The following is a 24814-nucleotide window of genomic DNA, read 5'->3' as shown; positions in this document are numbered from 1 at the left end:
CTATCTCTGGCCCTTTGCCAGAAGGAAATCACCGATTGGTCATTGGCATTTTTACCGTTGTCCGGACGCACCACGACTGGCTAGAGGCAGTTACCATCCTTTTTCAATAAATGTCTGGCAACACCCAGCCATAAATCGCATGTACCCCGCCCAGCCCCGGGATTGAAAGAAACGCTATGTCGACCGAAAAACAGATTTTGACTTTATCCTGCCCGGACCAGCCCGGTCTCGTGGCGAGTGTCGCCAAGATACTGGCCGACAACGGCGGCAATATAGTCGATTCGCAACAGTTCAATGATAGCGAGACCGCCCATTTCTTCATGCGCGTTGTCTTTGACCTGGCCGAAGGTCCGGCGCTCGGCGCCATCTCCGACGCGATGCAGGCGTTTGCCGCGGAAAAACAGGTGGAGTGGAAATTGCGAAACAGCATGGAACGGACCAAAGTCGTCGTGATGGTGTCCAAATTCGACCATTGCCTGATCGACCTGCTCTACCGGTATCGGATCGGGGAATTGCCGATGGAGATTGTAGGCATTGTCTGCAATCATCCGCGCGACGCGCTGAAAATTTCGCTGATCGAGGATGTGCCCTTCTATCATCTCCCGGTCACGAAAGACACCAAGCTGGAACAAGAAGCGCAGATCAAGCAACTGGTCATCGACAGCGGAGCGGAACTGGTTGTCCTGGCGCGCTATATGCAGATTCTCTCCGATGATCTTGCCGGCTTTCTGTCCGGACGCTGCATCAATATCCACCACAGTTTCCTTCCCGGGTTCAAGGGTGCCAAGCCTTATCATCAGGCCCATGCCCGCGGCGTCAAAATGATCGGCGCCACTGCCCATTACGTAACCGCAGATCTCGATGAAGGGCCGATCATCCACCAGGATGTGGAAGCGATAAGCCATGCCGATACGCCCGAACAGCTGGTGAGCAAAGGACGCGACATCGAACGCCGGGTCCTCTCGCAAGCGGTGCATTACCATCTGGCCGACCGGGTATTCCTGAACGGTCACAAGACTGTGGTGTTCAAAAACTGAGCGTCGTCACTGCTGTGACTCGCCGCATGACATGGCAGTAGGATGGAAGCGGGCGGTAATGCGCCAAGCTTGCAGACAATGGTTAGGCCGCGATGACGGATTCGACCATGCCATGATTGGCAGTTGATTCCCCAGCCAAGTTCGTTTCAATCATCACGCAAGACCGCAGCCAGAACGCTGTCCGGTGCCGCTGTCTTTTGCAGGCGCTGCCGAAGCAAAGCTGGGTTGCCATGGGGGACGAGAACTAAGGATAGATATGCATGCAGGATTATAGTGACATAAGGGACGAAGTCGCCAAGCTTTGCCAGAAGTTCCCCGGCGAATATTGGCGCGCACGGGACAAGGCGCGCGAATATCCGAGCGATTTTGTCGCTGCTCTCGGCGAGGCCGGCTATCTCGCCGCCCTGATCCCCGAAGAATTTGGCGGCGCCGGATTGCCGATTTCGGCAGCCGCAGCAATCCTCGAGGAAATCCAGGCGCAGGGTTGCAATGGCGGCGCCGTGCACGCGCAAATGTATATCATGGGCACAATGTTGCGGCATGGATCGGACGAACAAAAGTCTCAATATCTGCCAAAGATCGCCACTGGTGAATTGCGGCTGCAGGCCTTCGGCGTGACCGAGCCGACCAGCGGCACCGATACGCTGGCCCTGAAGACCACCGCCAAGCGGGACGGCGATGATTATGTCATCAACGGGCAGAAGCTGTGGACCAGTCGCGCCGAGCATAGCGACCTGATGCTATTGCTGGCGCGCACCACACCGCGCGACCAGGTTGCCAAGCGCACCGATGGCCTGTCGGTCTTTCTCGTCGACATGAACGCGGCGCTGGGCAACGGCCTGACGATCCGGCCGATCGACACGATGATGAACCACAGCACCACCGAATTGTTCTTCGACAATATGCGCGTGCCCGCCGCCAATCTGATCGGCGAGGAGGGCAATGGTTTTCGCTATATCCTCTCCGGCATGAATGCCGAGCGGCTGCTGATCGCGGCGGAATGTATCGGCGATGCCAAATGGTTCATCGAAAAGGCGACGGCTTATGCCAAGGAGCGGGTCCTGTTCGGCCGCCCGATTGGCCAGAACCAGGGCGTGCAATTCCCGATCGCCCGCGCCTATACGCAGATGCGCGCGGCCGAACTGCTGGTCCACGAAGGCCTGCGCAAATATGAAGCGGGCGAAAATTGCGGTGAGGAAGCCAATATGGCCAAGATGCTCGCCGCCGATGCCAGCTGGGCTGCGGGAGAGGCCTGTGTCCAGACGCACGGCGGTTTCGGCTTTGCCGCCGAATATGATGTCGAGCGCAAGTTCCGCGAGACAAGGCTCTATCAGGTTGCCCCGATCAGCACCAATATGATCCTCTCCTATGTCGCCGAACATGTGCTGGGTTTGCCGAGGAGCTATTGATGGCCGACTGGGCAGACTGGATCGGCAAGAGCGAGACGCGCCATGACGTGATCACGCCGGGACTTCTTCAACGATTCTGCGCGACCATTGACCAGCCGGTCACGGACGACATTCCACAGGGATTGCACTGGTGCCTTTGCCTGCCCGATACGCCGACTGCGGAACTGGCAGAAGATGGTCATCCCGCAAAGGGCGGTTTCCTTCCACCGATCCCCCTGCCCCGGCGGATGTGGGCTTCGAGCAGCGTCTCGTTCGACTGCCCTCTGCAACGGGGCGACGAGATCACGCGCGTGTCAACCGTGGCCAGCATAGACGAGAAATCGGGCAAATCTGGTGATCTTGTGTTCGTCGCTGTCGATCGTGAAACCCGCGTTGGCGAGCTTGTGGCGATCAGGGAGCGGCAGAACATCGTCTATCGCGAGCCAGCAACGATCGCAGAACCGGCCATTTTGCCCAGCAACGAAACGCCAGACCTCAGCGACTGGGCCTGGCAGCAGACAATCCTGCCAACCGAGCCGCTGCTGTTCCGCTATTCCGCCCTGACCTTCAACAGCCACCGCATCCATTATGATCGCCCCTATGCGATGCAGGACGAAGGCTATCCCGGGCTGGTCGTGCAAGGTCCGCTGATGGCGACAATGTTGCTCAATCTCGCCGCAAGCGAACTGGGCGCAAACAGGCTCTCCAGCTTTTCCTTCCGGGGACAGGCGCCCGCTTTTGCCAATGCCGCGATCTATCTCGTCGGCAAACCGGAAGGCGAGACGATGACGCTCGCCGTGATTGGCCATGACGGCAAAGAGGTCATGAGCGCGCAGGCCCGGATTTAGACGTCACATCATATTCCGTTCGCGCTGAGCCTGTCGAATCATGATCGCATAAAAAAGCCCGGCGGCTGCGGGTCACGCGGCCACCGGGCTTGTCAGCATTGAAAGCGATCTAGAACCGGTCGGCGTTCATCACCTTGGTCCAGGCCGCAGCGAAATCTTCGACAAATTGCTGGTCGGCATCATCGGAAGCGTATACTTCCGAAACCGCCCGCAATTCCGAATTGGATCCGAAAATCAGATCCACCGGCGTCGCGGCCCAGGTCAGTTCGCCCGTCTCGCGGTCGCGGCCCTCGTACAATCCGGGATTTTTGCCCGACTTCGACCATTTGGTCTTCATGTCGAGCAGATTGACGAAAAAGTCGTTGCTCAGCTGGCCGGGACTATCGGTGAACACGCCGTGGGACGACTTGCCCGCATTGGCGTTCAGCGTCCGCAGCCCGCCGACCAGCACCGTCATTTCCGGTACCGTCAGATTGAGCGCGTCGGCCTTGTCGACCAAAGCCGCCGCTGGTGCCAGATCGGCACCGGAAGCATAATAGTTGCGGAAGCCGTCGGCCTTGGGCTCGAGATAGGCGAAGGACGCCGCATCGGTCTGAGCCTGCGTGGCATCGACCCGGCCGGGCGTGAACGACAGGCTGACCTTGTGGCCAGCCTTGCTGGCCGCCTGCTCGACCGCAGCATTGCCGCCAAGAACGATCAGGTCAGCCAGCGAAACCTGCTTGCCGCCCGAAGCGCTGCGGTTGAAATCCTTCTGGATCGCTTCCAGCTTGCCCAGCACCTTGGTCAGTTCCGCCTTGTCGTTGACGGCCCAGCCGCGCTGCGGATCCAGCCGCAGCCGCGCACCATTGGCCCCGCCGCGCATATCGCTGCCCCGGAAGGTCGAGGCCGAGGCCCAGGCCGTCCGCACCAGTTCGGGCGTGGTCAGACCGGACGCGAGGATTTTCGACTTCAGCTGCGCGACATCCGCGTCACCGATCATCGCATAGTCAGCCGCCGGCAACGGATCCTGCCAGACGAAGCTCTGGCTCGGCGCATCGGCACCGAGATAGCGGGCCGAGGGCCCAAGATCGCGATGGGTCAGCTTGAACCAGGCGCGGGCGAAGGCCGCCGCGAATTCATCAGGGTTCTGGTGCCAATGCTCGGCGATCTTGCGGAAACCGGGGTCTTCCTTGATCGCGATATCGGTGGTGAACATGATCGGCGCATGGGTCTTGCCCGGAATATGCGCGTCGGGAACCATATTGGCGGCGTTCGGATCGCTCGGGATCCACTGCGTGGCACCGGCCGGGCTCTTGGCCTTGACCCATTCGAACCCGAACAGATTGTCGAGATACTGGTTGGTAAACGCGATCGGATTGGCCGACCATGCGCCTTCGAGACCGCTGGTAATCGTGTCCTCGGCATTGCCCTTGCCGCATTTATTGGCCCAGCCGAGACCCTGTGCTTCGATACCGGCGGCAGAGGGTTCTGCATCCATGCATTCCTCGGGCTTGTGCGCGCCATGCGCCTTGCCGAACGTATGGCCACCGGCGATCAGCGCCAGCGTTTCTTCGTCATTCATCGCCATATTGCCGAATGCGCGCCGGATATCGGCAGCGGCCGAGATCGGATCATGATTGCCGTTTGGCCCTTCCGGATTGACGTAGATCAGGCCCATCTGGGTGGCGGCAAGCGAGCCTTTGAGATCGCCTTTGCCGTCGCGACGATTGTCCTCCAGCATCTTCGCCTCGGGGCCCCAGAACACCAGATCGGGCTGCCAGGCGTCGACACGGCCGCCGGCGAAACCGATGGTCTTGAAGCCCATATCCTCGAGCGAGACGTTGCCGGTCAGCACCATCAGGTCGCCCCAGGACAATTTCCGGCCATATTTCTGCTTGATTGGCCAGACCAGACGCCGCGCCTTGTCGAGGCTGACATTGTCGGGCCAGCTGTTGAGCGGCTCGAAACGCTGTTCGCCGCCATCCGAGCCGCCGCGTCCGTCACCGACGCGATAGGTGCCGGCGCTGTGCCAGGCCATGCGGATGAAGAACGGACCATAATGGCCATAATCGGCCGGCCACCAGTCCTGAGACGTGGTCAGGACCTTGCGGATATCTTCCTTGACCGCAGCGAGATCGAGCGTGGCGAACTCGGCCGCATAGTCAAAGTCCGGTCCATAGGGATTGGATTGCGCCTCATGCTGGCGAAGCGCCGCGAGGTCGAGGCTCTGCGGCCACCAGTCCTTGTTGGACATGGCGCCCGGCGGGTCCTGAACGACCGTTTTTTGCGCCTGTGCCGGGCTCGCGATGGCCAGCGGCGTCATCGACGCGGCGAGCAAGGCAAAAAGTGAAACCTGTGACTTGAACATCTCTCTCTCCTGTTTTTGTCTCATCGTGACGCGGGAATTTTACGTCCAACCGGACAAATGGCGAAACCGGTAAATTTCCTGAGAGTAATTGAGGATATCGATCAAATGCGCAACGCGAGAGGCTCGAGCCGTTTGCCCGACCATCGGCAGGGGTCCGAAGCATAGGGCGGCGCGGTGCTTTTCGCGCACAGCAAAAGAAGCCCGACGGCCGGGTCGCTAAACCGCCGGACTTCTCCTGTTTACCCTAAAAGGGCGGGATACGGCATCAGCTTCGTATTGAGTGAAATAGTTCATCAGATCGATGCCGCAGGATCTTGTTAACCGAGTCTTTTCATGAGCGCTGTGATCGCCATCACGGCCAACAGGAAAAGCGAAGACTTTTTGCCTTGCCCGTCCCGAGAATGCGTGCGCCCTTCCCTTTATTAGGCCGTCTCGGAACAGAATTTTCGCCAATGTCCAGATGACCCTGTCGGATCGTTTTCCTTGCGATTCAGGCGATTTGCGCCGCCATATCCAGATCTACGATAAGGAGACAGCGGATGAGTTATCCGACGGGACAAGAAGGCGGGGCGGGATTCCCCCGCTCATCGAACCGCCGCAACCGGCCAAAAAAAAACGGGAGCTTACCCGAAGATAAGCTCCCGCTGCGCCTCTGTTGGGGCAACCTTCCTCTTGCGATTCCGGTCGCCGCTTGTTTGGCGTCCGGTTTCCGGTCCAGTGCGTTAATGGTCAGTGGTTATCCACGAATATGCTTGCGCTTATCCGCTTCGGTTGCCGACCCGCAATTGGTCCAGTCACCTGATGATCCTCGTCAGACTGATCCGTTCCGGCTTGCGCCTTCCCTTTTCGGACTGTCTCCGATCATCGACCGAGAGATCATTTTCCTCTTCTTGCGAAAAACAAACTGCTCGTCTCGACCATCTTCCGGTTTCCGGGCTGTCCTGCGGGTCATTGCTGACTGATCGCTGGTTCGTCCGGTTGCCTTCCGATGACCTATATATGACTCTCCAGGCCGAGTCGCACCTAGAGCATAATCACAAGTTATCCACAGCACAGGCATTCAGTGGTGGAAAACTCCTGCCGGAATGGTGGATAAAAGTGGAAAGCAGGATTTTCGCCTGTTCAGCGGAGAAATCGTCCGCTGGTCCGGCCTTTCACTCGGGAGGGGGTGGTGAAAGGACCGGACCGTTGGACCAATCCCGGCGCCTTTTTGGGAGGAGGATGCGGCAGCCGGGATTGTAACTTTTTTGCCTCAGACCTGAACCGTCGAGAACAGCACGATGCTGCTGACGGAGAGGGCGGCGACAATATTGAAAAGCGTTTTCATGGATTTTCTCCTTATTACAAACGCCTATCAAACATCTCTTTTCCTGCGTAACTTACAGGCTGCAAATGGTCGCATGGCCATTAGGTTTCAATTGAAAATGGAGTAATTTCAGTTGCGCGTTTTGCAACTGACTAACCGGCTTGCATTGTCGCAAAATACCAGACAACTACCTGATTTCCTTAAAAAATACCCTTGAGCAAAGTCTTGCCCTTGTCGAGCGGATCGCTGCGGAACTTGGCTTCCTCATTGCCGATATAGGTGAATATGCCATCCATTGCTTGGTCGGTGACGCTATCGGTGAGACCATCGCGCGAAATATCAGCCCCGCCAAGTCTGGCCAGCGACGAGATCGATCCGAGCTTTTCAACCTGCTGGTACGCGCCAAGCTCCGTCAGCGCTTTTTCGACCAGCGGACGGACCTTTACCGCCAGCTCTTCGCCAGACGTGCGTCGCAAATAGTCCGAGCCAGCCTCATTGCCCCCGGTTACAATCCCGACTCCGTCCTGCAACGTGAGATTGTCGATCGCCGAACGGAACAGCGGTTTGGCTTCGAGAGCCGCCCGACCGGCCGCCTCGTTGAGCGTCTTGGTAATGTCCTTGGTCAGCCCCGCCTTGCTGGTGAAACGCAGGATGCTCGTTGCCTTTTCCAGCGGACCGGGCAACAGCACCCGCACCGCCTTGTCGGCATAGAAAGCGCCCGGCTGCGACAGTTTGTCGAGCGCGCTGTCCGACGCATCGGCCAATAGGCTTTTCACGCCGGTGGACTGCGCCATAGCCGGTGTGGCCGTAAAGGAAACGATTGCCAGCGGCGCTCCCGCCAGCGCAAGCGCGGCGATTATTTTTGCCGAAGTTTTTCCGTGACGCATGACCATGTCTCCTGTTTTCACTCAGGCGATCATAGCATATTCCGGTGGCCGGCCCCTGAACAATCAGGACGATCGGGTAAAATCATGCAAATCCACAGTTGTACTCTGACCTATTTCTGTTCGGAAAACTCCAGAACGCCCTTGGTCTCCTTGCCCGACAATCCGGTGAGCGCCAGCGCGAACGGATCGCCTTCGTCGGTCTGCCCCGACAGGCTGGTTCCCTCGCGTGCCACCCTGAAATCATTGCCGGTCAATTGCTTCTCATACCAGTCGGCCAGTTCGTCCGCTCCTATGGGGGATTTGAAACCGACCCTGACCTTGCCACCTTGCTCGTCCTTGTCTTCTATATCGAAGCTGGTGATGCTGCTGCCGGGGTAAAGATCGACATCTTTCATGTCGAAATTATCGCTGTCCAGCGTGATCGACGGCAAGTCGATCTCCATCGAGAACCCTTCCGCCTTGATCGACAATTTGCTGTCTTCGCCGTCGCCGCCGATGTTGATTTTTTCGCTGTCTGACTTGTTTTCGTCGCTGAAGTCGATCGAAACCGAGGATCCGTCAGATGATTCGTCCTCAACCTTGCTGCAGGCAGTCAGACCAAGCGGCAGGGCCGCCACCAAGATCAGATATTTCATCGACACGGGCTTTCTCCATACTGTATTAGTCGATCAATACAGTATGGAGATTATCCGGTCAAGCGAAAGCCCGATCAGCCGTCTATAGACGCTCCGGGATTGGCGGCATTGACGATGCCGCCATCAACGGGGATGGTGGTCCCGATGACATAGTCACCGGCGGCACTCGCCAGATAGACAGCGGCGGAAGCCATGTCCTCGGGTCGTCCTATGCGCTTCGCCGGAATGCCTTTTTCGACCGCGTCTTCGTGGTCGCGGGCCGCCTTGTTCATGGTCGAGGCGAAGGCGCCGGGTGCGATGCCGGTCATGATGATATCTTCCTGCACCAGCTTGGAGGCCATTTTGCGGGTCAGATGGATGACCGCCGCTTTCGAAGCCTGATAGCTATAGGTCTCCCAGGGGTTGACCTTCATACCGTCAATCGATGCGATATTGATAACCTTGGCCGGGCGCTCGAAACTCGCCGCCGCCTTCAGTTGCGGATGCAGCGCCTGGGTCAGGAAGAACAGGCCTTTGACATTGGTATCCATGACCTTGTCCCAGCCGGATTCGGGGAAATCGACATATTCCGCGCCCCAGGCGACGCCGGCATTGTTGACCAATATGTCCAGCTTTTCTTCGCGCGCAGCGATTTCTGCGGCCAGCGCCTTGCAGCCCTCATAGGTCGAAATATCGCCCTGGATATAGGTGCAATTTTCGCCGAATTCGGCAGCGGCCGCTTCGCCCTGATCCGCCTTGCGACCGGAAATATAGACTTTAGCGCCCTGTGCCAGAAAGCCTTCGGTAATCATTGCGCCAATACCGCGCTGTCCGCCGGTAACGAGGGCAACGCGGCCTTCGAGCGAGAAGAGTTTGTTAAAATCCATAATCCTGTCCTTTAATAGCCGTGCATTTCGGCAACGAGATTGGTGTGATAATTCGCGTCACCCATGAATTCCTGCAGCGCGCGGTCCCGCTTCATGTAGAGGCCGATGTCATATTCATCGGTCATGCCGACCCCACCATGCATCTGCACGCCTTCCTTGACCGAAAGCGCGGTTGCCCGGCCCGCCTTGGCCTTGGCCACCGACACCATCAGCTCCGCCTGGGATGATCCTTCGTCGAGCATTTGCTGGGCTTTCAAAACGGCAGCGCGGGCTATTTCCATCTCGCTGTACAGATGCGCCATGCGATGCTGCAGCGCCTGGAACGAGCCGATCAGTTCGCCAAACTGTTTGCGACCCTTGATATAATCGACGGTGATATCCATCGATCCCGCGCCCACGCCAAGTGTTTCGGCAGCGGCGCCAGCGCGGCCGGCGTTCAGCAAACGGCGCAGCACAGTGTCACCATCGTCCACCTCGCCGATCACCGCGTCGGCATCAACCGTCACGCCGTCAAATTGGACATGGGCCGCCATCGCGCTGTCGACCAGCCGCGCGCTGTCCCGTGAAACACCCGCCGCATTGGCATCAACCGCGAACAGGGTCAGGCCTTTGTCGTCACCGGCCGCACCGCTGGTCCGTGCAGCAACGATCAGCATATCCGCAGAGCCTCCCTGCACAACAAACTGCTTTTTGCCGTCCAGCTTGAAGCCATTGCCCTCGCGGGTTGCGGCCATGCCGATCTGGTCCGGGCGATGCTTCGCACCTTCGTCAATCGCCAGACCGAGAACGGTTTCGCCTGCCAGAATGCCCGGAAAATATTTGTCGCGCAGCGTCTTGCCACCAGCATTGAGCGCTTCCACGCCGGCAACCGCAGTGGTCAGAAAGGGCGACGGCGTCAGATTGCGACCGATTTCCTCGAGCACGGTTCCCGCTTCGATATGGCCAAGACCGAGCCCCCCCTCGTCTTCGCCAATCATTATGCCGGTAAAGCCCATTTCCGCGAACTGCTTCCACAGGGCGTGCGAGAATCCGTCCTTGCACTGCCTGTCCCGAAATTCGCGAAGATGCGCTACCGGCGCCTCGCCCTTCATGAATTCGGCTGCGCTGTCGTGGAGCATCTGCTGGTCTTCGTTCAAATAAAGCGGCATGTTCTAGTCCTTGTCTGAGATTGTACGCGGCGGGGTCGGGCACGGGCCGGGTCCGCCATCATCGCTATGGGATATGGCCTGTCAGGCGCCGGGCAGTCGCAATATCTGTTTGGATATGACGTTCAGCATCACTTCGCTGGTGCCGCCTTCGATGCTGTTCGCCTTGGTCCGCAGCCAGCTGCGTGCGGTCATCCCGCCATTGCTCGCATCGCTTTCCCACTCCAGCACTTCGCTGCCGCCGGCCGCCATGATCAGCTCGTGGCGGCGCTTGTTGATTTCGGTGCCGGCATATTTCATCATATTGGGCTGCGCCGGGTGGCAAAGCCCCGCCTTGAACGTATCGCCAAAGCGCTCCGCCATGGCACGGAAAGCCAGGACTTCAATGTCCATCTCGGCCATTTGCGCGCGCAGCATCGGATCGTCGAGACGACCCATTTCATCGCGTCCGACCTGGTCGGCAAATTTGGCGCCCAGCGATGTCGCGCCTTCCGAACCGCCGCCGGAAATCATGCTGCGCTCGTGACCCAGCAGATATTTGGCAACGTCCCAGCCCTTGTTGACTTCATAGACGACCGAGGAAACGCCCTCGCCATATTCCTTCGGCACCTTCACATCATCGAAAAATGTTTCGCAGAAGGCCGACTGGCCGGAGATCAGAACGATTGGCTTGGTCGTCACACCCTCGCTGGCCATGTCGAACAGCATGAAGGAAATGCCCTTGTGCTTTTCATTCTTGTCGGTCCGCGTCAGACAGAAGATCCAGTCGGCCTTGTCGGCATAGCTGGTCCAGATTTTCTGGCCGTTGATCAGGAAATGATCGCCCTTGTCGACCGCGCTGGTTTGCAGCGAGGCCAGATCGGAACCGGAACCCGGTTCGGAATAGCCCTGGCACCAGCGGATTTCGCCGCGCGCAATCGGCGGCAGAAAATGTTTCTTCTGCGCTTCGGTACCGAAATGCAGCAGAGCGGGGCCAAGCATCCAGATGCCGAAGCTCGACAACGGCGACCGGCATTTGAGCCGCGCCATTTCCTGGCCGAGGATCTTGGTTTCGGCCCGCGACAATCCGCCACCGCCATATTCTTTCGGCCAGTCCGGAACCGTCCAGCCTTTCGCCGCCATGACATCCAGCCATTCCTTCTGCCCCGGTTTGAAGGTCGCATTGCGTCCGCCCCAGACGGCATCTTCTTCGCCGGTCATCGGCTCGCGCATCTCCGGCGGGCAATTGGCTTCGAGCCATGCTGCGGTCTCCGCGCGGAATGTTTCCAGATCGGACATCACGATTTTCCTTTTAATTGAACAATTAAAGTTGGACTATCATATTTGCGCAGATCGATTCAATGATTCCCTTCGCCTGACGGAGAAAAAAATCGGAGAATGCGGCGCAGCATTTGACACGAATAATCCGGCCTCGTGATTTCCGTAACGGAAACGGAGGGTGGCGGCACTGGCGATTGACGCTGACGGGCTTCGCAGCTTTAATGCCGGAAAAAACAGGAGCGGATGAAGATGAGATTCAAGGGCAAGACCGCCGTAATTACCGGCGGTTCGTCGGGTATAGGGCGCGCCAGCGTCGAACTGTTCCTCCGCGAAGGCGCCACCGTCATCATGGGTGATATTGACGAAGCGGAAGGCACCGCAATGATGTCGTCCCTTGGCGAGGGCTTTTTCTTCAAGACATGCGATGTCACCCGGGAAGAAGAAATCCGGGCCTTGATGGATTATGCTGCCGAAGAGACCGGCGGCATCGATATCGTCTTCAACAATGCCGGCGCCGGTGGCCCCCGTGCTCCGATAGACGAAATCAGCGGTGACGAGTGGGACTTCGCCATGGCGCTGTTGTTGAAATCGGTCGCCATGGGCATTCGCCACGCCGCACCCCATCTCAAAGAGCGGGGCGGTGGAGCGATCGTCAATACTGCGTCCATCTGTTCGTTTCAGGCAGGTTACGGCCCGATCGCCTATTCCACCGCGAAAGCGGGCGTATTGCATCTAACCAAGGTTGCGGCAGCCGAGCTGGCGCAATATAAAATCCGGGTAAACGCAATCTGCCCCGGGTTCATCCAGACCAATATTTTTGCGGCGACCGTCGGGGCCAACAAGGAAGAAACGCAGGCAATAAACACGGTGCTTGGTCAAGCCGCTGCCAGTGCGCAACCGGTAGCGCGTCCCGGCGTGCCCGACGATATTGCCGAAGCGGCAGCCTATCTCGCGTCCGACGCAGCGGGTTTTGTCACCGGCACCCATATACTGGTTGACGGCGGCATGCTGGTCGGCACCGAAGGCAGCTGGAATCCCGAGAAACCAGGCATGCTGGACGCTATTCTGCCGGAGCATTTGCGTTGATCGAAACCTCCGACGAGCTGCCGCTCCGAACCAAGATACTCTATGGCTTCGGTGCCTCCGCCTACGGCATCAAGGATAATGGTTTCTCCGTTTTCCTGCTCTATTATTATAATCAGGTCGTCGGCATGCGCGCCGACGTCGTCAGTCTGGCGATTGCCATTGCCCTGTTCGTCGATGCCTTTATCGACCCGCTGATCGGCCAGATGACCGACCGGACCCGAACCCCGATCGGGCGTCGTCATCCCTGGCTCTACGGCGCCGCCATTCCGATCGCCATTGCCTGGCTGTTGTTATGGCACCCGCCGGAGACCAGTGCCACGCTGCAATTCTTCTATCTGCTGACCATGGCGATGCTCGTCCGGATCACCTTGTCCGCCTACGAAGTCCCCTCGCTGGCGCTGCTGCCGGAACTCAGCCGCGACTATCATGACCGCACCAGCACCCTGCGCTATCGCACCCTGTTCGGCTGGGCCAGCGGCCTTGGCATCATGGTCTTTGCTTATGGCGTATTGCTGGTACCGAGCGAGACATATCCCGTCGGCATGCTCAACGTCGACGGCTATTCGACATTTGCCATGGTCGGTGCCTGCATCATGGCCATGGCCGTTCTGGTGTCTTCTGCCAGCACCCATAAACGGATCGTCGGGCGCTACAAGGCAGAGAGCAGCCCGCCGAAGACGGCCGAAGGCTTCGCCGAAATGCTCGCCACATATCGCTTTTCACCCTTTCTGTTGCTGATGTTTGCCGGTGTTTTCGCCTTCACCAACCAGGGCCTGCTATTTTCGATGACGCCGTATCTGCTCACGCATGTCTGGGAATTCGGCTCGGCCGAAATGACCCTCTATTCGGCCGTGCTTTTCATCGGCGTCATATTGGCATTTCTGCTGGTCACTCCAATCTCCAAGCGTACCGGCAAGCCAAAAGGCGCTGCCTTGCTGACGTTTTTTGCAGTGATCATGGGCACGGCGCCGTACTGGCTGCGGATGATCGATCTGTTTCCGGCGCCCGGCTCACCGAATCTGATTCCGCTGCTGTTCTTCTTTCTCGTCATCGGCATAGCCGCCAGCATCTCGGCAATGATCCTGACCATGTCGATGATGGCCGATGTTACCGACGCTTATGCCTTTGAAGTTGGCAAGCGCACGGAGGGCCTGTTCTCCTCCGGCATGTGGTTCATGCAGAAAATGGTCGGCGGCATGGGCATTTTGCTGTCCGGCCTGATCATTTCCTCCATCCAGTTGCCTGCACAGGCGGTACCCGGCACGGTCGACCCCGCGATTGTCGATAATCTGGCGCTGATCTTCGTCGCGATGGTGACCGTGATCGGTCTGGCCGGCACATGGGCCTATACCCTGTTCCCGCTCGGTGAGCAGGACCATAGCGACCGCATCGCGAAGCTTTCCGCTACAATGCCGAAGGTGAAATGAAGCCACATGAATAAAACTCCGCCGGCTGGTTGTTTTCACGGTGGCAAAGCCAGACGGCCTCTGATACGTTAATCGCATAGTTAAAAAGAAAAGGATTTGGGCATGGATTTCGATCTCACAGAAAAGCAGGAATATTGGCGCAACCGGGTCCGCGACCATATCGAGACTCACCTTCGTCCCCGCATGGCCGACTATCACGAGGAAGAATCGACCGGCGAGCGCTGGAAGGTTCTGCAGGTGATCGAGGAAGAGAAGAAAAAGGCCAAGGAAGCCGGCATCTGGAACCTGTTCATGCCGCCAGCCAATCCCAATCTGACCCATATTGACGACGTCTTCGAATTCGAAGGCCCCGGTCTCACCAATCTCGAATATGCGCTCTGCGCCGAAGAAATGGGCCGCGTCGGTTTTGCCTCCGAAGTGTTCAACTGCTCGGCTCCCGACACCGGCAATATGGAAGTGTTCCACCGCTACGGCACGCTGGAGCAGAAAGAACAATATCTCCGCCCGCTGATGAACGGCGAAATCCGCTCGGCGTTCCTGATGACCGAGCCAGCCGTGGCATCATCCGACGCGACCAATATCGAAACCGCGATTGTCCGCGATGGCGATGAATATGTGATCAACGGCCGCAAATGGTGGTCTTCGGGCCTCGGCGATCCGCGCTGCAAAATCGCCATCGTCATGGGCAAGACCTCGTTCGAGGGCAGCCGATACACACAGCAGTCGCAGATTCTCATGCCGACCGACGCACCGGGTGTGAACATCATCCGCCATCTGCCCGTGTTCGGTTATGACGATGCCCCGCACGGTCATATGGAAGTCGAGATGAAGGATGTCCGCGTTCCGGCATCAAACATCATTCTCGGCGAAGGCCGCGGCTTTGAAATTGCCCAGGGTCGCCTCGGGCCTGGTCGCATCCATCACTGCATGCGCACCATCGGCGTGGCCGAAGAAGCGCTTGAAAAAATGGTCAAGCGGCTGCAATCGCGTGTGGCCTTTGGCAAGCGCATCTCCGAACATAGTGTCTGGGATGAACGCGTCGCCCGCGCCCGTATCGACATCGACATGAGCCGCCTGCTCTGCCTGAAAGCGGCGGACATGATGGACAAGGTCGGCAACAAATATGCCAAGGCCGAAATCGCGATGATCAAGGTTCAGGCACCTACCATGGCGCTGAAGATCATCGATGACGCAATCCAGGCGCATGGCGGCGGCGGTGTCACCACCGACTTTGGTCTTGCTCAGGCCTATGCCCATCAGCGGACCCTGCGCCTTGCCGACGGACCAGACGAAGTGCACAATCGCACGATCGCCAAGATGGAATATGGCAAATATGCCGAATCCGCCGATGGCAGCAAGATGAAGGAAGATTTTTCATCCGGTGATCTCGCCGTCACCCGCTAGGAGATTATGATGAAAGCCGCTGTTCTGGTCGAAGCGGGGAAACCGCTTGAAATTGAAGATGTGGTCATTTCCAAACCGGGACCGCACGAAGTGCTGATCCGGACGGCGGCCTGCGGGCTTTGCCATTCGGATCTGCATTTTATCGAAGGCGCCTATCCACACCCCCTGCCCGCCATTCCGGGACACGAGGCGGCGGGCATTGTCGAGGCTGTCGGTAGCGAGGTGCGTACCGTGGCCGTCGGCGATGCGGTGATATCCTGCCTTTCGGCTTATTGCGGACATTGCGAATTTTGCGTGTCCGGCCGGATGTCCTTGTGCCTCGGCGCAGATACAAGGCGCGGCGAAGGTGAAGCGCCGCGGATCACCCGGCCAGATGGATCGGCCGTGGGCCAGATGCTCAACCTGTCGGCTTTTGCCGAACAGATGCTGATCCACGAACATGCCTGCGTTCGGATTGATCCGGACATGCCGCTGGACCGTGCTGCCGTGATCGGCTGTGCAGTGACGACCGGAGCGGGGACGATCTTCAATTCATGCAAGCTGACACCAGGCGAAACCGTTGCCGTCGTCGGTTGCGGCGGGGTCGGCCTAGCCACTATCAACGCGGCAAAAATAGCTGGCGCAGGTCGGATTATCGCCGCCGATCCGATCAAGGAAAAACGCGATCTGGCGATCAAGCTGGGCGCGACCGATGTGGTTGACGCCATGGCCGACGATGCCGCCGGGCAGATCGTCGAAATGACCAAGGGCGGCGTCGACCATGCCATCGAAGCTGTAGGCCGTCCGGCCTCCGGCGATCTCGCGGTCGGATCGCTGAAACGCGGCGGCACCGCAACGATCCTCGGCATGATGCCGCTCGATCACAAAGTGGGGCTGAGCGCGATGGATTTGCTGTCCGGCAAGAAACTGCAGGGCGTGCTGATGGGCGAGAATCGCTTCCCGATCGATATCCCTCGGCTGGTGGATTTCTACCTGCGCGGGATGCTCGATTTGGATAGCATTGTCGCGGAAACCATTCCGCTAGAGCAGATCAACGATGGTTTTGAAAAAATGAAAAAAGGCGATGCGGCGCGGTCTGTCATCACGTTTAACTAAAGGAATAGAAACTTCGATGAATCCACAGGACGATATGACCGGCACGATGGAAGTGCCCGAGAAAGACAAGCTGGACGAAGCAAGCCTCGCCCGCTGGATGGAAGCCAATGTGGAAGGTTTCGCCGGTCCGCTGACCCTGACCAAGTTCAAGGGCGGACAATCCAACCCGACCTACAAGATCGACACGCCGACGACATCCTATGTGCTGCGCAAGAAGCCGTTCGGCAAGCTCCTGCCCTCGGCGCACGCCGTGGATCGTGAATTCCGGGTCATCGCGGGTCTCTATCCGGCCGGCTTCCCGGTCGCCAAGCCTTATGGCCTGTGCGATGACGACAGCGTCATTGGTACGATGTTCTATATCATGGGCATGGCCGATGGCCGGACACTCTGGGACGGCACCCTGCCCGACAGCGATCCCGCCGAGCGCAAGGCCATCTATCACGAGATGATCGACACGCTGGCCATGCTGCACAGCTATGACCCGGCTGAACTGGGCCTGGAAAAGCACGGCAAGCCCGGCAATTATTGCGAGCGGCAGATTTCGCGCTGGACCCAGCAATATCGCCTGTCCGAGCTGCAGGAAATTCCCGAGATGGACAAGCTGATCGAATGGCTGACCAAAACCATTCCGGAACAAAAAGGTTTCGCGATTGTCCACGGTGACTACCGGCTCGACAATATGATTTTCGCCCATGACGAACCCAAGGTGATCGCCGTTCTCGACTGGGAGCTTTCGACCCTCGGCGACCCGATTGCCGATTTTGCTTACTGGCTGATGGCCTATGAAATGGAACCCGAAGGCCGCAGCGGCATCAAGGGCGTCGATCTGGACGCCTTGGGCATTCCCTCTCGTGAAGAAGCCATTGCCCGCTATTGCGAAAAATCGGGCATGGCGGAGCTACCACCGATGGACTGGTATCTGGCCTATAATCTCTTCCGGATTGCTGCTATTCTGCAGGGCATACAGAAGCGTGTTGTCGATGGCACCGCAAATAGTGCCACAGCCGCCGAAATGTCGGACCGCGTAACGCCATTGGCACAAGCAGGGTGGGCAGTCGCACAAAGAGCAGGAGCCTGAAATGGATCTCAAGGACAAAGTCGCCATCATTACCGGTGCCGGAAGCGGAATTGGCCGTGCCGCGGCTTTGCTCTTTGCCGAACATGGTGCCAAGGTCATCGCCAGCGATGTCACCGATGCGGTGGAAGACACCGCCAAGGGATCCGAAGGCAATATCATCGCGATCAAGGCCGATGCCGGATCGGAAGGCGATGTCGAAATGCTGGTGGAAGCCGCTGAACAGCGCTTTGGCGATCTGCATGTCTTCTTTGCCAATGCCGGTATCGGTGGCGGCTTTGAAGGCATTTTCGACAGCAGCGTTGCCGAATGGCAGGAAGTTTTGCGGGTCAATCTGATCGGGCCGTTTCTCGCCTGCAAATATGCCGGCAAGGTGATTGCGGAAAGCAAGCACGGCGGCTCCATCATCTGCACCGCCAGCGTCGCCGGCATCCGGTCGGGCGCCGGTGGTCCGGCCTATTCCGCGTCCAAGGCCGGCGTCATCAATCTGGTAAAAGTCGCCTCGCAGCAATTTGCGACATCCAATGTCCGCTGCAACGCCATTTGTCCCGGTATCACCGAGACCGGCATGACCCAGTTCATCTATGACAAGGCACGCGAAAAGGGCAAGGAAGACCGGCTCGGTTATCTGAACCCGCTACGCCGTGGCGCGGCGCCTTCAGAGATGGCAGAAGTGGCGCTGTTTCTGGCCTCCGACCGCTCCTCCTATGTCAACGGACAGGCGATTGCGGTCGACGGTGGCCTGAGCGCATCGCACCCGGTCACCCGTCAGGATTTTGGCAGGACTGCTGTCTAGGATCGGCCGCTAGTTCGCAAAGGCCAGGTCGCCGTTGCCCAGCTGCACGAAATCGACGCGCCCTTGGCTGGCACCACATAAAAAGGTGCGCTGATTGCTGTTGGTCAACGTGCCTTCAACACGCCAGCCGGCACCATCACGCGACACCGCCTGAATTTCGGAAACGCGCGTATCGCGGCCGGCTTGCCGCTCTGCCGCATCGGAACAGGCGCTGATGGCCTGGTCCATATCGCCGGTGCTGCTGTCATATCGATTGTCGGAGCGGCGGTCATCATAGCGCGGGGCGGTATCGCGATAATCGCGATCGTCATAGCGGCGGTCGCGATTGCTCTGAGAGGCTGCGCTGGCGATCGCAGCGATACCGCCAATCACCAATATGCCGGCCAGAACGTCGCCGCCATCAATCCCGCTGCGATGGCGCCGGTGTCCTCGATAGCCCCGATAACCACGATAGCTGCGCCAGCCTTCTACCGTGTCATTTTCGGCACTCCAGCCGAGCGGACCGGTATCAAGCGGGGTGGCAACAGCCGCAACGCTAGACATTGGCGCAGCCATGGCTGGCGCAAATCCGGTAAAAATCAATGCAGTGGAAGCCGCAATCGCGGAAATTCTGGTCATCTTGGTCATGTCGTCACCCCGTTTTGTGCAAATCCCGCACATGGAGATCCGCCGTTCCCTCATTCATAGTTGGCCCAGCCTGTCGCCAGGCTGAACCATCATTGCCGGTCTGGACTTGCGCACCGGTTCTAGCGGCGGGCATATTTGAGCCCGCTATATCGAATGTCGCTCACCCGGTTGCCTTCGACATAACACGTAAACTTCCCGCTATCGGAATAGCCGTTCCGGTTATAGCGACCGCGATTCTGCTCGACCAGGATCTTGCCCTTGACGCGATAGCCATTGCGGGTCCGGTCGACATCGCGAATATCGGTTACCGATGCACGGCCCCGATAGGTCGCGCCATTTTCGGCGGCACGGACGCAGCGGTTTACGGCCTGGCGCTGGTTGATCTGGCGATAGCGGTTATTGGCATATCGGTCGCCGCGATAATCCGTATCACGATAGTACCGATCCTTGCTGCTCGAACTCGCAATCGCGGCGATCGCGCCGATGATCGCGACACCGGCGATGACTTCACCGGCACTCGGTCCGCCATTTCCGTTATCCTTGGCCATTGCGGGGGTAGCAGAAACGGCCATTGCAGCAGCAGCAGCGGTTCCGACAAGAGCCTTGTTCAACTTGTTCATGTCCACTTTCCTTTCTCACTGCCCGAAACCTTTTCCCGAGCTTGCAAAGCCCTTTTAGGAGATTCGGCTTGAGTGAAGGCTGAACTGGCCTGACAGGCTTTGTTCATATAAAGTGGTATTTTTATGAACGACTATTTATCGAGATGCAATCCGGTCGCGTGCGCCAGAAACCCGTAGATATCCGAATATTCCTCGATCACCTTGTCGGTCGGCTTGCCGCTGCCGTGCCCCGCCCGGGTCTCGATCCGGATCAGATGCGGAGCATCCCCCGTATCCAGAGCCTGCAAGCGCGCGGTATATTTGAAGCTGTGGCCCGGCACCACCCGGTCATCGGTATCGGCGGTCGAAACGATCAGCGCGGGGTAATCGACTCCGTTTCTGATATTGTGATAAGGCGAATAGCCAAGCAAGGTCCTGAAATCCTGTTCCTTGTCCGGATAGCCATAATCATCCACCCAGTAACGGCCGGCAGTAAAGCGGTCGAAGCGGAGCATATCCATCACGCCGACCGCGGCATGACCAGCGGTGAACAGATCCGGCCGCTGGTTCATCACAGCGCCGACCAGCAAGCCGCCATTGGAGCGACCTTCTATGGCCAGTCCGTCTTCCGGTGTGATGCCTTCAGCAATCAGATATTCGCCGGCGGCGATAAAATCATCAAAGACATTCTGCTTGTTCTGCAAGCGGCCGCCATCGTGCCACAACTTGCCATATTCGCCGCCACCCCGCAGATTGGCCGAGGCGAACACGCCGCCCGCCTTGATCCATGCCATCCAGGCCGGTTTATATTGCGGCAAGACCGAGATATTGAAGCCGCCATAGCCGTAGAGCAAAGTTGGCGCGCCCTGCGAGAGATCCTGACCCTTCATATGGACAAGGAACATCGGGATTTTCGTGCCGTCTTTGCTTTCGTAGAAGCGCTGCGTCACTTCAACCGTTTCGGGATCAAAGGGCAACGACGGTTCAGCCCAGATCGTTGGCGCTGAAGCCGACTCATAGCGGAAAACCGTGGTTGGCCGATTGAAGCTTCCGAAGGTGAAAAAGCCTTCATCACTCTTCATCGAACCACTGAGTCCCTCTATCTGGCCCGGCCCGGGCAGATCGAGCTTACCATATCCTTTGCCCTCGAGATCGAATGTCGAAAGCTGGCTCTTGGCGTCCACCAGATAGCTGATGACCAGCCGGCCGCCGACAATCGTCGCACCGTCAATGACGGCATCATTTTCCGGGACCAGTTCGGTAAATTCCGAATCTTCCGCGCCCAGATCGATTTTCACCACGCGCAGTCGCGGCGCGTCCTTGTTGGTCGTAAAATAGAGCGTGTCACCGGCACCATCGATCAGCCGCCAGTCATGTTCGAATCCGCTGACCAGCTTGCGTGTTTCCAGTTTCGGCGCATCCACCTTGATCAAGGTGATTTCATAACGATCGTCGGTACCGGAGGAGGAGGTAATTACCACCCACTCCTTGTCCGAGGTCAGTTCTGCAGAATGATTCAGTTCCGGCTGATCGGGCGTTGCAAAGACCTTTATGTCCTTGGCCTGATCCACACCGATGGGGTGGAGATAGATTGCATGATTCTCGTTCAGCGACTGGAACGCCTCGCCTTCCTCCGGTTCGGGAAAACGGGAGTATAGAAATCCGACATTATCCGGCATCCACGCCAGGTCGGTGAACTTCGCCCATTCTATTGTATCCGCCTTGACCTCGCCGGTGGCGACATCGAGCACTTTCAACGTCCGCCAGTCCGAGCCACCATCCTGCACAGCATAAACGAGCAGGCTGCCGTCGCCGGATGGTTTCCAGCCGGCCAGAGCGGTAGCGCCATCATCCGACCAGCCGGCCGGGTCGATCAGCACCCGTTCTTCACCGTCCGCGCCATTGCGGACATAAAGAATCGCCTGGTTCTGACCACCACTTTTGCGCTCGTAAAAATATTGTCCGCCTGCTTCGACCGGGATGCCGAGATCGTCAAAATCGAACAGCCCTTCCATCGACTCGGCAAGAACGAAGCGGCCATCCAACTGTTTCAGATAGGCGTCGGTAACGTGGTTCTGCGCCTTCACCCAGGCGGCGACCTCGGCATCCTCGCGCACATCATTTTCCAGCCAGCGATAGGGATCGGAAATATATTCGCCAAATTGCTCTTCGACGACATCAACGGTTCTGGTTTCGGGATAGGTCAGCGGGATTTCCTTGTTTTCTTGCTGGACTGCCAGCGCGGGGGAAGTTGCGGCCAATCCCATGGCCAATGTCAAGATCGTCAAATTCAAACTGCGCATCGCTACCCCGGACAAAAAGAAAGAGGCCGCAAGCTTATCGCTCACGGCCTCTCATATCAATTGAAACTGTATCCCGGATGAAGGAACTTAAGCGTCCTCGTATTCATCCTGTGCGCTCTGGTCCGGACCACTGTCCTGCCCCTTCGCATCCACGTCACGGTCGACCAGTTCGATCACCGCCATTGCGGCAGCGTCCGATGCACGGAAACCGGCGCGAACGATACGGGTATAACCGCCGTTGCGATCGCTGTAGCGATCAGCCAGAACATCGAACAATTTCTTTTCCTGAGTCTCGTCCATCAAACGCGCATGCGCAAGACGGCGGTTGGACAGGCCACCCCGTTTGCCGAGCGTGATCAGTTTTTCAACATAAGGACGCAGTTCTTTGGCCTTGGGCAAAGTTGTCATGATCTGCTCATGCTTGATCAGTGCAGCCGCGAGGTTCTTCAGCAGAGCCTGACGGTGAGCACCGGTCCGCTGCATACGGCGGCCCTTCATTCTATGACGCATAGATATTTCCTTCGTTCGTTATGGGGCCGTATGAGGTACCCCGCAGCAGGTGATTTATCGGGGGCATCACCAGTGAACCCCTTGTCATTCCGGACTGTGCCGGGATGACGAATGATTTACCCGAGCAGTTCCTGCTCAAGCTTCTTGGCCATTTCCTCGATATTTTCAGGCGGCCATCCGGGGATGTCCATGCCGAGACGCAGCCCCATGCTGGACAGCACTTCCTTGATTTCGTTCAGGGACTTGCGGCCAAAATTCGGGGTGCGCAGCATTTCGGCTTCGGTCTTCTGCACGAGATCGCCAATATAGATAATATTGTCGTTCTTGAGGCAGTTGGCGGAGCGGACGCTGAGTTCCAGTTCGTCGACCTTCTTGAGAAGATAGCGGTTGAGCTGGTTGGCATCGCTTTCTGCCTGGCTCTGCTGGGCGGCCATGCCGATGGGCGAGGACACCTGTTCCAGCGCTTCTTCGAAATGGACGAAAAGCTGCAGCTGGTCCTGCAAAATGCGGGCTGCGTAGGCAATCGCATCTTCCGGGGTCACCGTGCCATCGGTTTCGATGGTGAGGTTCAGCTTGTCGAAATCCAGTTCCTGGCCAACGCGGGCATTGTCGACCTTGTAGGACACCTGACGGATCGGCGAATAGAGCGAGTCGATCGGAATCAGGCCAATGGGTGCATCGGCTGGACGGTTGGCGACAGCAGGAACATAGCCTTTGCCGACATTGACGGTCAATTCCATGTTCAGCGAAGCGCCTTCGTCGAGATGGCAGATCACCATATCGGGGTTCATGATTTCGATGTCGCCGGAGACAGCGATATCGCCCGCTTTGACTTCGGCCGGACCGGTTGCGGAGAGCTGCAGACGCTTGGCGTCTTCGCTTTCCATTTTCAGAGCGATCTGCTTGACGTTGAGAACAATGTCGGTCACATCTTCACGAACACCTGGCAGCGAGGAAAACTCGTGCAGGGCGTTTTCGATCTTGATCGAGGTAACTGCCGCACCCTGAAGCGAAGACAGAAGGACGCGGCGCAATGCGTTGCCCATGGTAAGACCAAAACCACGTTCCAGAGGTTCTGCAATGAAAGTCGCCTTGCGCTTCGGATCTCCGCCGGGCTTGATGTCGAGGACGTTGGGCTTCTTCAGTTCTTGCCAGTTCTTCATATTGACAGTCATGGACTTCCCCTAGTGGTTCAAAGAGCGGGTGTGGACGTCATTACCGCTCTGAATTTTAAAAAAGTGGGACCGGCCCATCGACCTGTCCCAGAAACGCACGCGGTTTTAGACGCGGCGCCGTTTCGATGGGCGAACACCGTTGTGCGGGATCGGAGTAACGTCACGGATCGAGGTGATCGTGAAGCCAACAGCCTGAAGGGCGCGAAGAGCGGATTCACGACCGGAGCCGGGTCCTTTCACTTCGACTTCCAGCGTCCGTACGCCGTGGTCGGCGGCTTTCTTGCCAGCGTCTTCCGCTGCAACCTGAGCGGCATAAGGTGTCGACTTGCGAGAGCCCTTGAAACCCATCATGCCGGCCGAGGACCAGCTGATTGCATTGCCCTGGGCATCGGTGATGGTGACCATCGTATTGTTGAAAGTGGCGTTGACGTGCGCTACGCCTGCCGAAATGTTTTTGCGCGCACTTTTCTTTATGCGCTGCGGTTCGCGTGCCATGTGATCAATTCCTACCTAATATCTTGAAGATACTTGTCAGACGACAAGTCTTATTTCTTTTTGCCAGCAATCGCCTTGGGCTTGCCTTTGCGGGTGCGCGCATTGGTATGCGTACGCTGTCCGCGAACGGGAAGGCCCTTACGGTGACGCAGGCCGCGATAGCAGGCCAGATCCATCAAACGCTTGATGTTCATTGCAACTTCACGACGCAGATCGCCTTCAACCGTATGTTCGGCGTCGATCGTTTCGCGAATGTGCAAAATTTCCTGATCGGTGAGGTCCTGAACCCGGCGGGTCGGATCAATCTTCAATTTTTCAACAATTTCAGCCGCAGCGGTGCGTCCGATACCGTGAATGTAGGTAAGCGCAATGATTACGCGCTTGTTAGTGGGGATATTTACCCCAGCAATACGTGCCAATATATTTCTCCATGCTCCACAGGGACCGATTCGCCGGGACCTATCTCATAGCCAAGTCGTTAAAAACACACCCGAAACGCACAA

Annotated in this window: 23 protein-coding genes; 10 read left to right on the top strand and 13 right to left on the bottom strand. The window is 57.9% G+C overall.

Features of this window, described 5'->3' with window-relative positions; all coding sequences use genetic code 11:
* Positions 1-176: 176 nt before the first annotated feature.
* From purU to BOSE62_RS01430, 3 genes are all read left to right on the top strand, one after another.
* Positions 177-1037 (top strand): formyltetrahydrofolate deformylase, encoded by an 861-nt coding sequence (gene purU / locus BOSE62_RS01440; protein WP_159640739.1) that lies wholly within the window; start codon positions 177-179, stop codon positions 1035-1037.
* A 260-nt stretch (positions 1038-1297) separates the two neighbouring features.
* Positions 1298-2446: an acyl-CoA dehydrogenase family protein gene (locus BOSE62_RS01435; protein WP_159640736.1), complete on the top strand. Its 1149-nt coding sequence runs from the start codon at positions 1298-1300 to the stop codon at positions 2444-2446.
* Entirely contained in the window at positions 2446-3273 is an 828-nt protein-coding gene (locus BOSE62_RS01430) for an FAS1-like dehydratase domain-containing protein (protein WP_159640733.1), read from the top strand. Before BOSE62_RS01435 ends, BOSE62_RS01430 begins: the two co-directional genes overlap by 1 nt.
* A 109-nt stretch (positions 3274-3382) precedes the next feature.
* Here BOSE62_RS01430 and katG read toward each other — a convergent pair whose 3' ends face one another.
* Positions 3383-5620 carry a catalase/peroxidase HPI gene (gene katG / locus BOSE62_RS01425; RefSeq protein ID WP_159640730.1) on the bottom strand — a complete coding sequence of 746 codons (2238 nt, stop codon included), beginning with the start codon at positions 5618-5620 and terminating at the stop codon, positions 3383-3385.
* Positions 5621-6791: 1171 nt separating this feature from the next.
* Here katG and BOSE62_RS01420 point away from each other — a divergent pair.
* Entirely contained in the window at positions 6792-6998 is a 207-nt protein-coding gene (locus tag BOSE62_RS01420) for a hypothetical protein (protein ID WP_159640727.1), read from the top strand.
* A 128-nt stretch (positions 6999-7126) separates the two neighbouring features.
* Here BOSE62_RS01420 and BOSE62_RS01415 read toward each other — a convergent pair whose 3' ends face one another.
* The 5 genes from BOSE62_RS01415 to BOSE62_RS01395 all read right to left on the bottom strand — a co-directional run bounded on the left by BOSE62_RS01415 (position 7127) and on the right by BOSE62_RS01395 (position 11737).
* Entirely contained in the window at positions 7127-7813 is a 687-nt protein-coding gene (locus tag BOSE62_RS01415; RefSeq protein ID WP_236553762.1) for a DUF4197 domain-containing protein, read from the bottom strand.
* Positions 7814-7923: 110 nt separating this feature from the next.
* Positions 7924-8454, bottom strand: a complete 531-nt coding sequence (locus BOSE62_RS01410; RefSeq protein ID WP_159640724.1) for a hypothetical protein — start codon at positions 8452-8454, stop codon at positions 7924-7926.
* Positions 8455-8522: 68 nt separating this feature from the next.
* Entirely contained in the window at positions 8523-9314 is a 792-nt protein-coding gene (locus BOSE62_RS01405; RefSeq protein WP_159640721.1) for an SDR family oxidoreductase, read from the bottom strand.
* Positions 9315-9325: 11 nt separating this feature from the next.
* On the bottom strand, positions 9326-10462 hold the full coding sequence (locus BOSE62_RS01400; RefSeq protein ID WP_159640719.1) for an acyl-CoA dehydrogenase family protein: 1137 nt from the start codon (positions 10460-10462) through the stop codon (positions 9326-9328).
* A gap of 81 nt (positions 10463-10543) precedes the next feature.
* Entirely contained in the window at positions 10544-11737 is a 1194-nt protein-coding gene (locus tag BOSE62_RS01395; protein WP_159640716.1) for an acyl-CoA dehydrogenase family protein, read from the bottom strand.
* A gap of 231 nt (positions 11738-11968) precedes the next feature.
* On the opposite strand from BOSE62_RS01395, the gene BOSE62_RS01390 reads away from it, so the two are divergent.
* The 6 genes from BOSE62_RS01390 to BOSE62_RS01365 all read left to right on the top strand — a co-directional run bounded on the left by BOSE62_RS01390 (position 11969) and on the right by BOSE62_RS01365 (position 18602).
* The gene (locus tag BOSE62_RS01390) at positions 11969-12805 is read left to right on the top strand and encodes an SDR family NAD(P)-dependent oxidoreductase (RefSeq protein ID WP_159647832.1); all 837 of its coding nucleotides are present in this window, start codon (positions 11969-11971) and stop codon (positions 12803-12805) included.
* The gene (locus tag BOSE62_RS01385) at positions 12802-14232 is read left to right on the top strand and encodes an MFS transporter (RefSeq protein ID WP_159640713.1); all 1431 of its coding nucleotides are present in this window, start codon (positions 12802-12804) and stop codon (positions 14230-14232) included. The genes BOSE62_RS01390 and BOSE62_RS01385 overlap by 4 nt, the downstream gene beginning before the upstream one ends.
* A gap of 102 nt (positions 14233-14334) precedes the next feature.
* A complete protein-coding gene (locus BOSE62_RS01380; protein WP_159640710.1) occupies positions 14335-15636 on the top strand; it encodes an acyl-CoA dehydrogenase family protein in 1302 nt (433 codons plus the stop codon).
* A gap of 6 nt (positions 15637-15642) precedes the next feature.
* Positions 15643-16731: a Zn-dependent alcohol dehydrogenase gene (locus BOSE62_RS01375; RefSeq protein ID WP_159640707.1), complete on the top strand. Its 1089-nt coding sequence runs from the start codon at positions 15643-15645 to the stop codon at positions 16729-16731.
* A gap of 16 nt (positions 16732-16747) precedes the next feature.
* Entirely contained in the window at positions 16748-17809 is a 1062-nt protein-coding gene (locus BOSE62_RS01370) for a phosphotransferase family protein (RefSeq protein ID WP_236553761.1), read from the top strand.
* Position 17810: 1 nt separating this feature from the next.
* A complete protein-coding gene (locus tag BOSE62_RS01365) occupies positions 17811-18602 on the top strand; it encodes an SDR family NAD(P)-dependent oxidoreductase (RefSeq protein ID WP_159640704.1) in 792 nt (263 codons plus the stop codon).
* Between the two features lie 9 nt (positions 18603-18611).
* Here the strand turns inward: BOSE62_RS01365 and BOSE62_RS01360 are convergent, their stop codons facing one another.
* The 7 genes from BOSE62_RS01360 to rpsM all read right to left on the bottom strand — a co-directional run bounded on the left by BOSE62_RS01360 (position 18612) and on the right by rpsM (position 24730).
* Positions 18612-19229, bottom strand: coding sequence for a hypothetical protein (locus tag BOSE62_RS01360; RefSeq protein ID WP_159640701.1), 618 nt, complete (start codon positions 19227-19229; stop codon positions 18612-18614).
* Between the two features lie 119 nt (positions 19230-19348).
* Positions 19349-19849: a hypothetical protein gene (locus tag BOSE62_RS01355; RefSeq protein WP_159640698.1), complete on the bottom strand. Its 501-nt coding sequence runs from the start codon at positions 19847-19849 to the stop codon at positions 19349-19351.
* 131 nt (positions 19850-19980) lie between these two features.
* Positions 19981-22131, bottom strand: coding sequence for a prolyl oligopeptidase family serine peptidase (locus BOSE62_RS01350; RefSeq protein WP_236553760.1), 2151 nt, complete (start codon positions 22129-22131; stop codon positions 19981-19983).
* 87 nt (positions 22132-22218) lie between these two features.
* On the bottom strand, positions 22219-22641 hold the full coding sequence (gene rplQ / locus BOSE62_RS01345; RefSeq protein ID WP_159640695.1) for a 50S ribosomal protein L17: 423 nt from the start codon (positions 22639-22641) through the stop codon (positions 22219-22221).
* A 116-nt stretch (positions 22642-22757) separates the two neighbouring features.
* Positions 22758-23816, bottom strand: a complete 1059-nt coding sequence (locus tag BOSE62_RS01340) for a DNA-directed RNA polymerase subunit alpha (protein ID WP_159640692.1) — start codon at positions 23814-23816, stop codon at positions 22758-22760.
* A 105-nt stretch (positions 23817-23921) separates the two neighbouring features.
* Positions 23922-24311, bottom strand: coding sequence for a 30S ribosomal protein S11 (rpsK, locus tag BOSE62_RS01335; RefSeq protein WP_067198370.1), 390 nt, complete (start codon positions 24309-24311; stop codon positions 23922-23924).
* A 50-nt stretch (positions 24312-24361) separates the two neighbouring features.
* Complete coding sequence (gene rpsM / locus BOSE62_RS01330) at positions 24362-24730, bottom strand: 30S ribosomal protein S13 (RefSeq protein ID WP_089132899.1); 369 nt, start codon at positions 24728-24730, stop codon at positions 24362-24364.
* Positions 24731-24814 lie beyond the last annotated feature (84 nt).

Source organism: Sphingorhabdus sp. 109, from assembly GCF_902506555.1.
GTDB lineage: Bacteria > Pseudomonadota > Alphaproteobacteria > Sphingomonadales > Sphingomonadaceae > Parasphingorhabdus.
The sequence above is the reverse complement of the archived record's forward strand: the minus strand, read 5'-3'. Positions and strand labels throughout refer to the sequence as shown.

Bases quoted from the DNA above. Each gene is read 5' to 3' on its own strand.
- purU (WP_159640739.1), top strand. From the start codon at position 177: ATGTCGACCGAAAAACAGATTTTGACTTTATCCTGCCCGGACCAGCCC.
- BOSE62_RS01435 (WP_159640736.1), top strand. From the start codon at position 1,298: ATGCAGGATTATAGTGACATAAGGGACGAAGTCGCCAAGCTTTGCCAG.
- BOSE62_RS01430 (WP_159640733.1), top strand. From the start codon at position 2,446: ATGGCCGACTGGGCAGACTGGATCGGCAAGAGCGAGACGCGCCATGAC.
- katG (WP_159640730.1), bottom strand. From the start codon at position 5,620: ATGTTCAAGTCACAGGTTTCACTTTTTGCCTTGCTCGCCGCGTCGATG.
- BOSE62_RS01415 (WP_236553762.1), bottom strand. From the start codon at position 7,813: ATGCGTCACGGAAAAACTTCGGCAAAAATAATCGCCGCGCTTGCGCTG.
- BOSE62_RS01405 (WP_159640721.1), bottom strand. From the start codon at position 9,314: ATGGATTTTAACAAACTCTTCTCGCTCGAAGGCCGCGTTGCCCTCGTT.
- BOSE62_RS01400 (WP_159640719.1), bottom strand. From the start codon at position 10,462: ATGCCGCTTTATTTGAACGAAGACCAGCAGATGCTCCACGACAGCGCA.
- BOSE62_RS01395 (WP_159640716.1), bottom strand. From the start codon at position 11,737: ATGTCCGATCTGGAAACATTCCGCGCGGAGACCGCAGCATGGCTCGAA.
- BOSE62_RS01390 (WP_159647832.1), top strand. From the start codon at position 11,969: ATGAGATTCAAGGGCAAGACCGCCGTAATTACCGGCGGTTCGTCGGGT.
- BOSE62_RS01380 (WP_159640710.1), top strand. From the start codon at position 14,335: ATGGATTTCGATCTCACAGAAAAGCAGGAATATTGGCGCAACCGGGTC.
- BOSE62_RS01375 (WP_159640707.1), top strand. From the start codon at position 15,643: ATGATGAAAGCCGCTGTTCTGGTCGAAGCGGGGAAACCGCTTGAAATT.
- BOSE62_RS01370 (WP_236553761.1), top strand. From the start codon at position 16,748: ATGAATCCACAGGACGATATGACCGGCACGATGGAAGTGCCCGAGAAA.
- BOSE62_RS01365 (WP_159640704.1), top strand. From the start codon at position 17,811: ATGGATCTCAAGGACAAAGTCGCCATCATTACCGGTGCCGGAAGCGGA.
- BOSE62_RS01360 (WP_159640701.1), bottom strand. From the start codon at position 19,229: ATGACCAAGATGACCAGAATTTCCGCGATTGCGGCTTCCACTGCATTG.
- BOSE62_RS01355 (WP_159640698.1), bottom strand. From the start codon at position 19,849: ATGAACAAGTTGAACAAGGCTCTTGTCGGAACCGCTGCTGCTGCTGCA.
- BOSE62_RS01350 (WP_236553760.1), bottom strand. From the start codon at position 22,131: ATGCGCAGTTTGAATTTGACGATCTTGACATTGGCCATGGGATTGGCC.
- rplQ (WP_159640695.1), bottom strand. From the start codon at position 22,641: ATGCGTCATAGAATGAAGGGCCGCCGTATGCAGCGGACCGGTGCTCAC.
- BOSE62_RS01340 (WP_159640692.1), bottom strand. From the start codon at position 23,816: ATGACTGTCAATATGAAGAACTGGCAAGAACTGAAGAAGCCCAACGTC.
- rpsK (WP_067198370.1), bottom strand. From the start codon at position 24,311: ATGGCACGCGAACCGCAGCGCATAAAGAAAAGTGCGCGCAAAAACATT.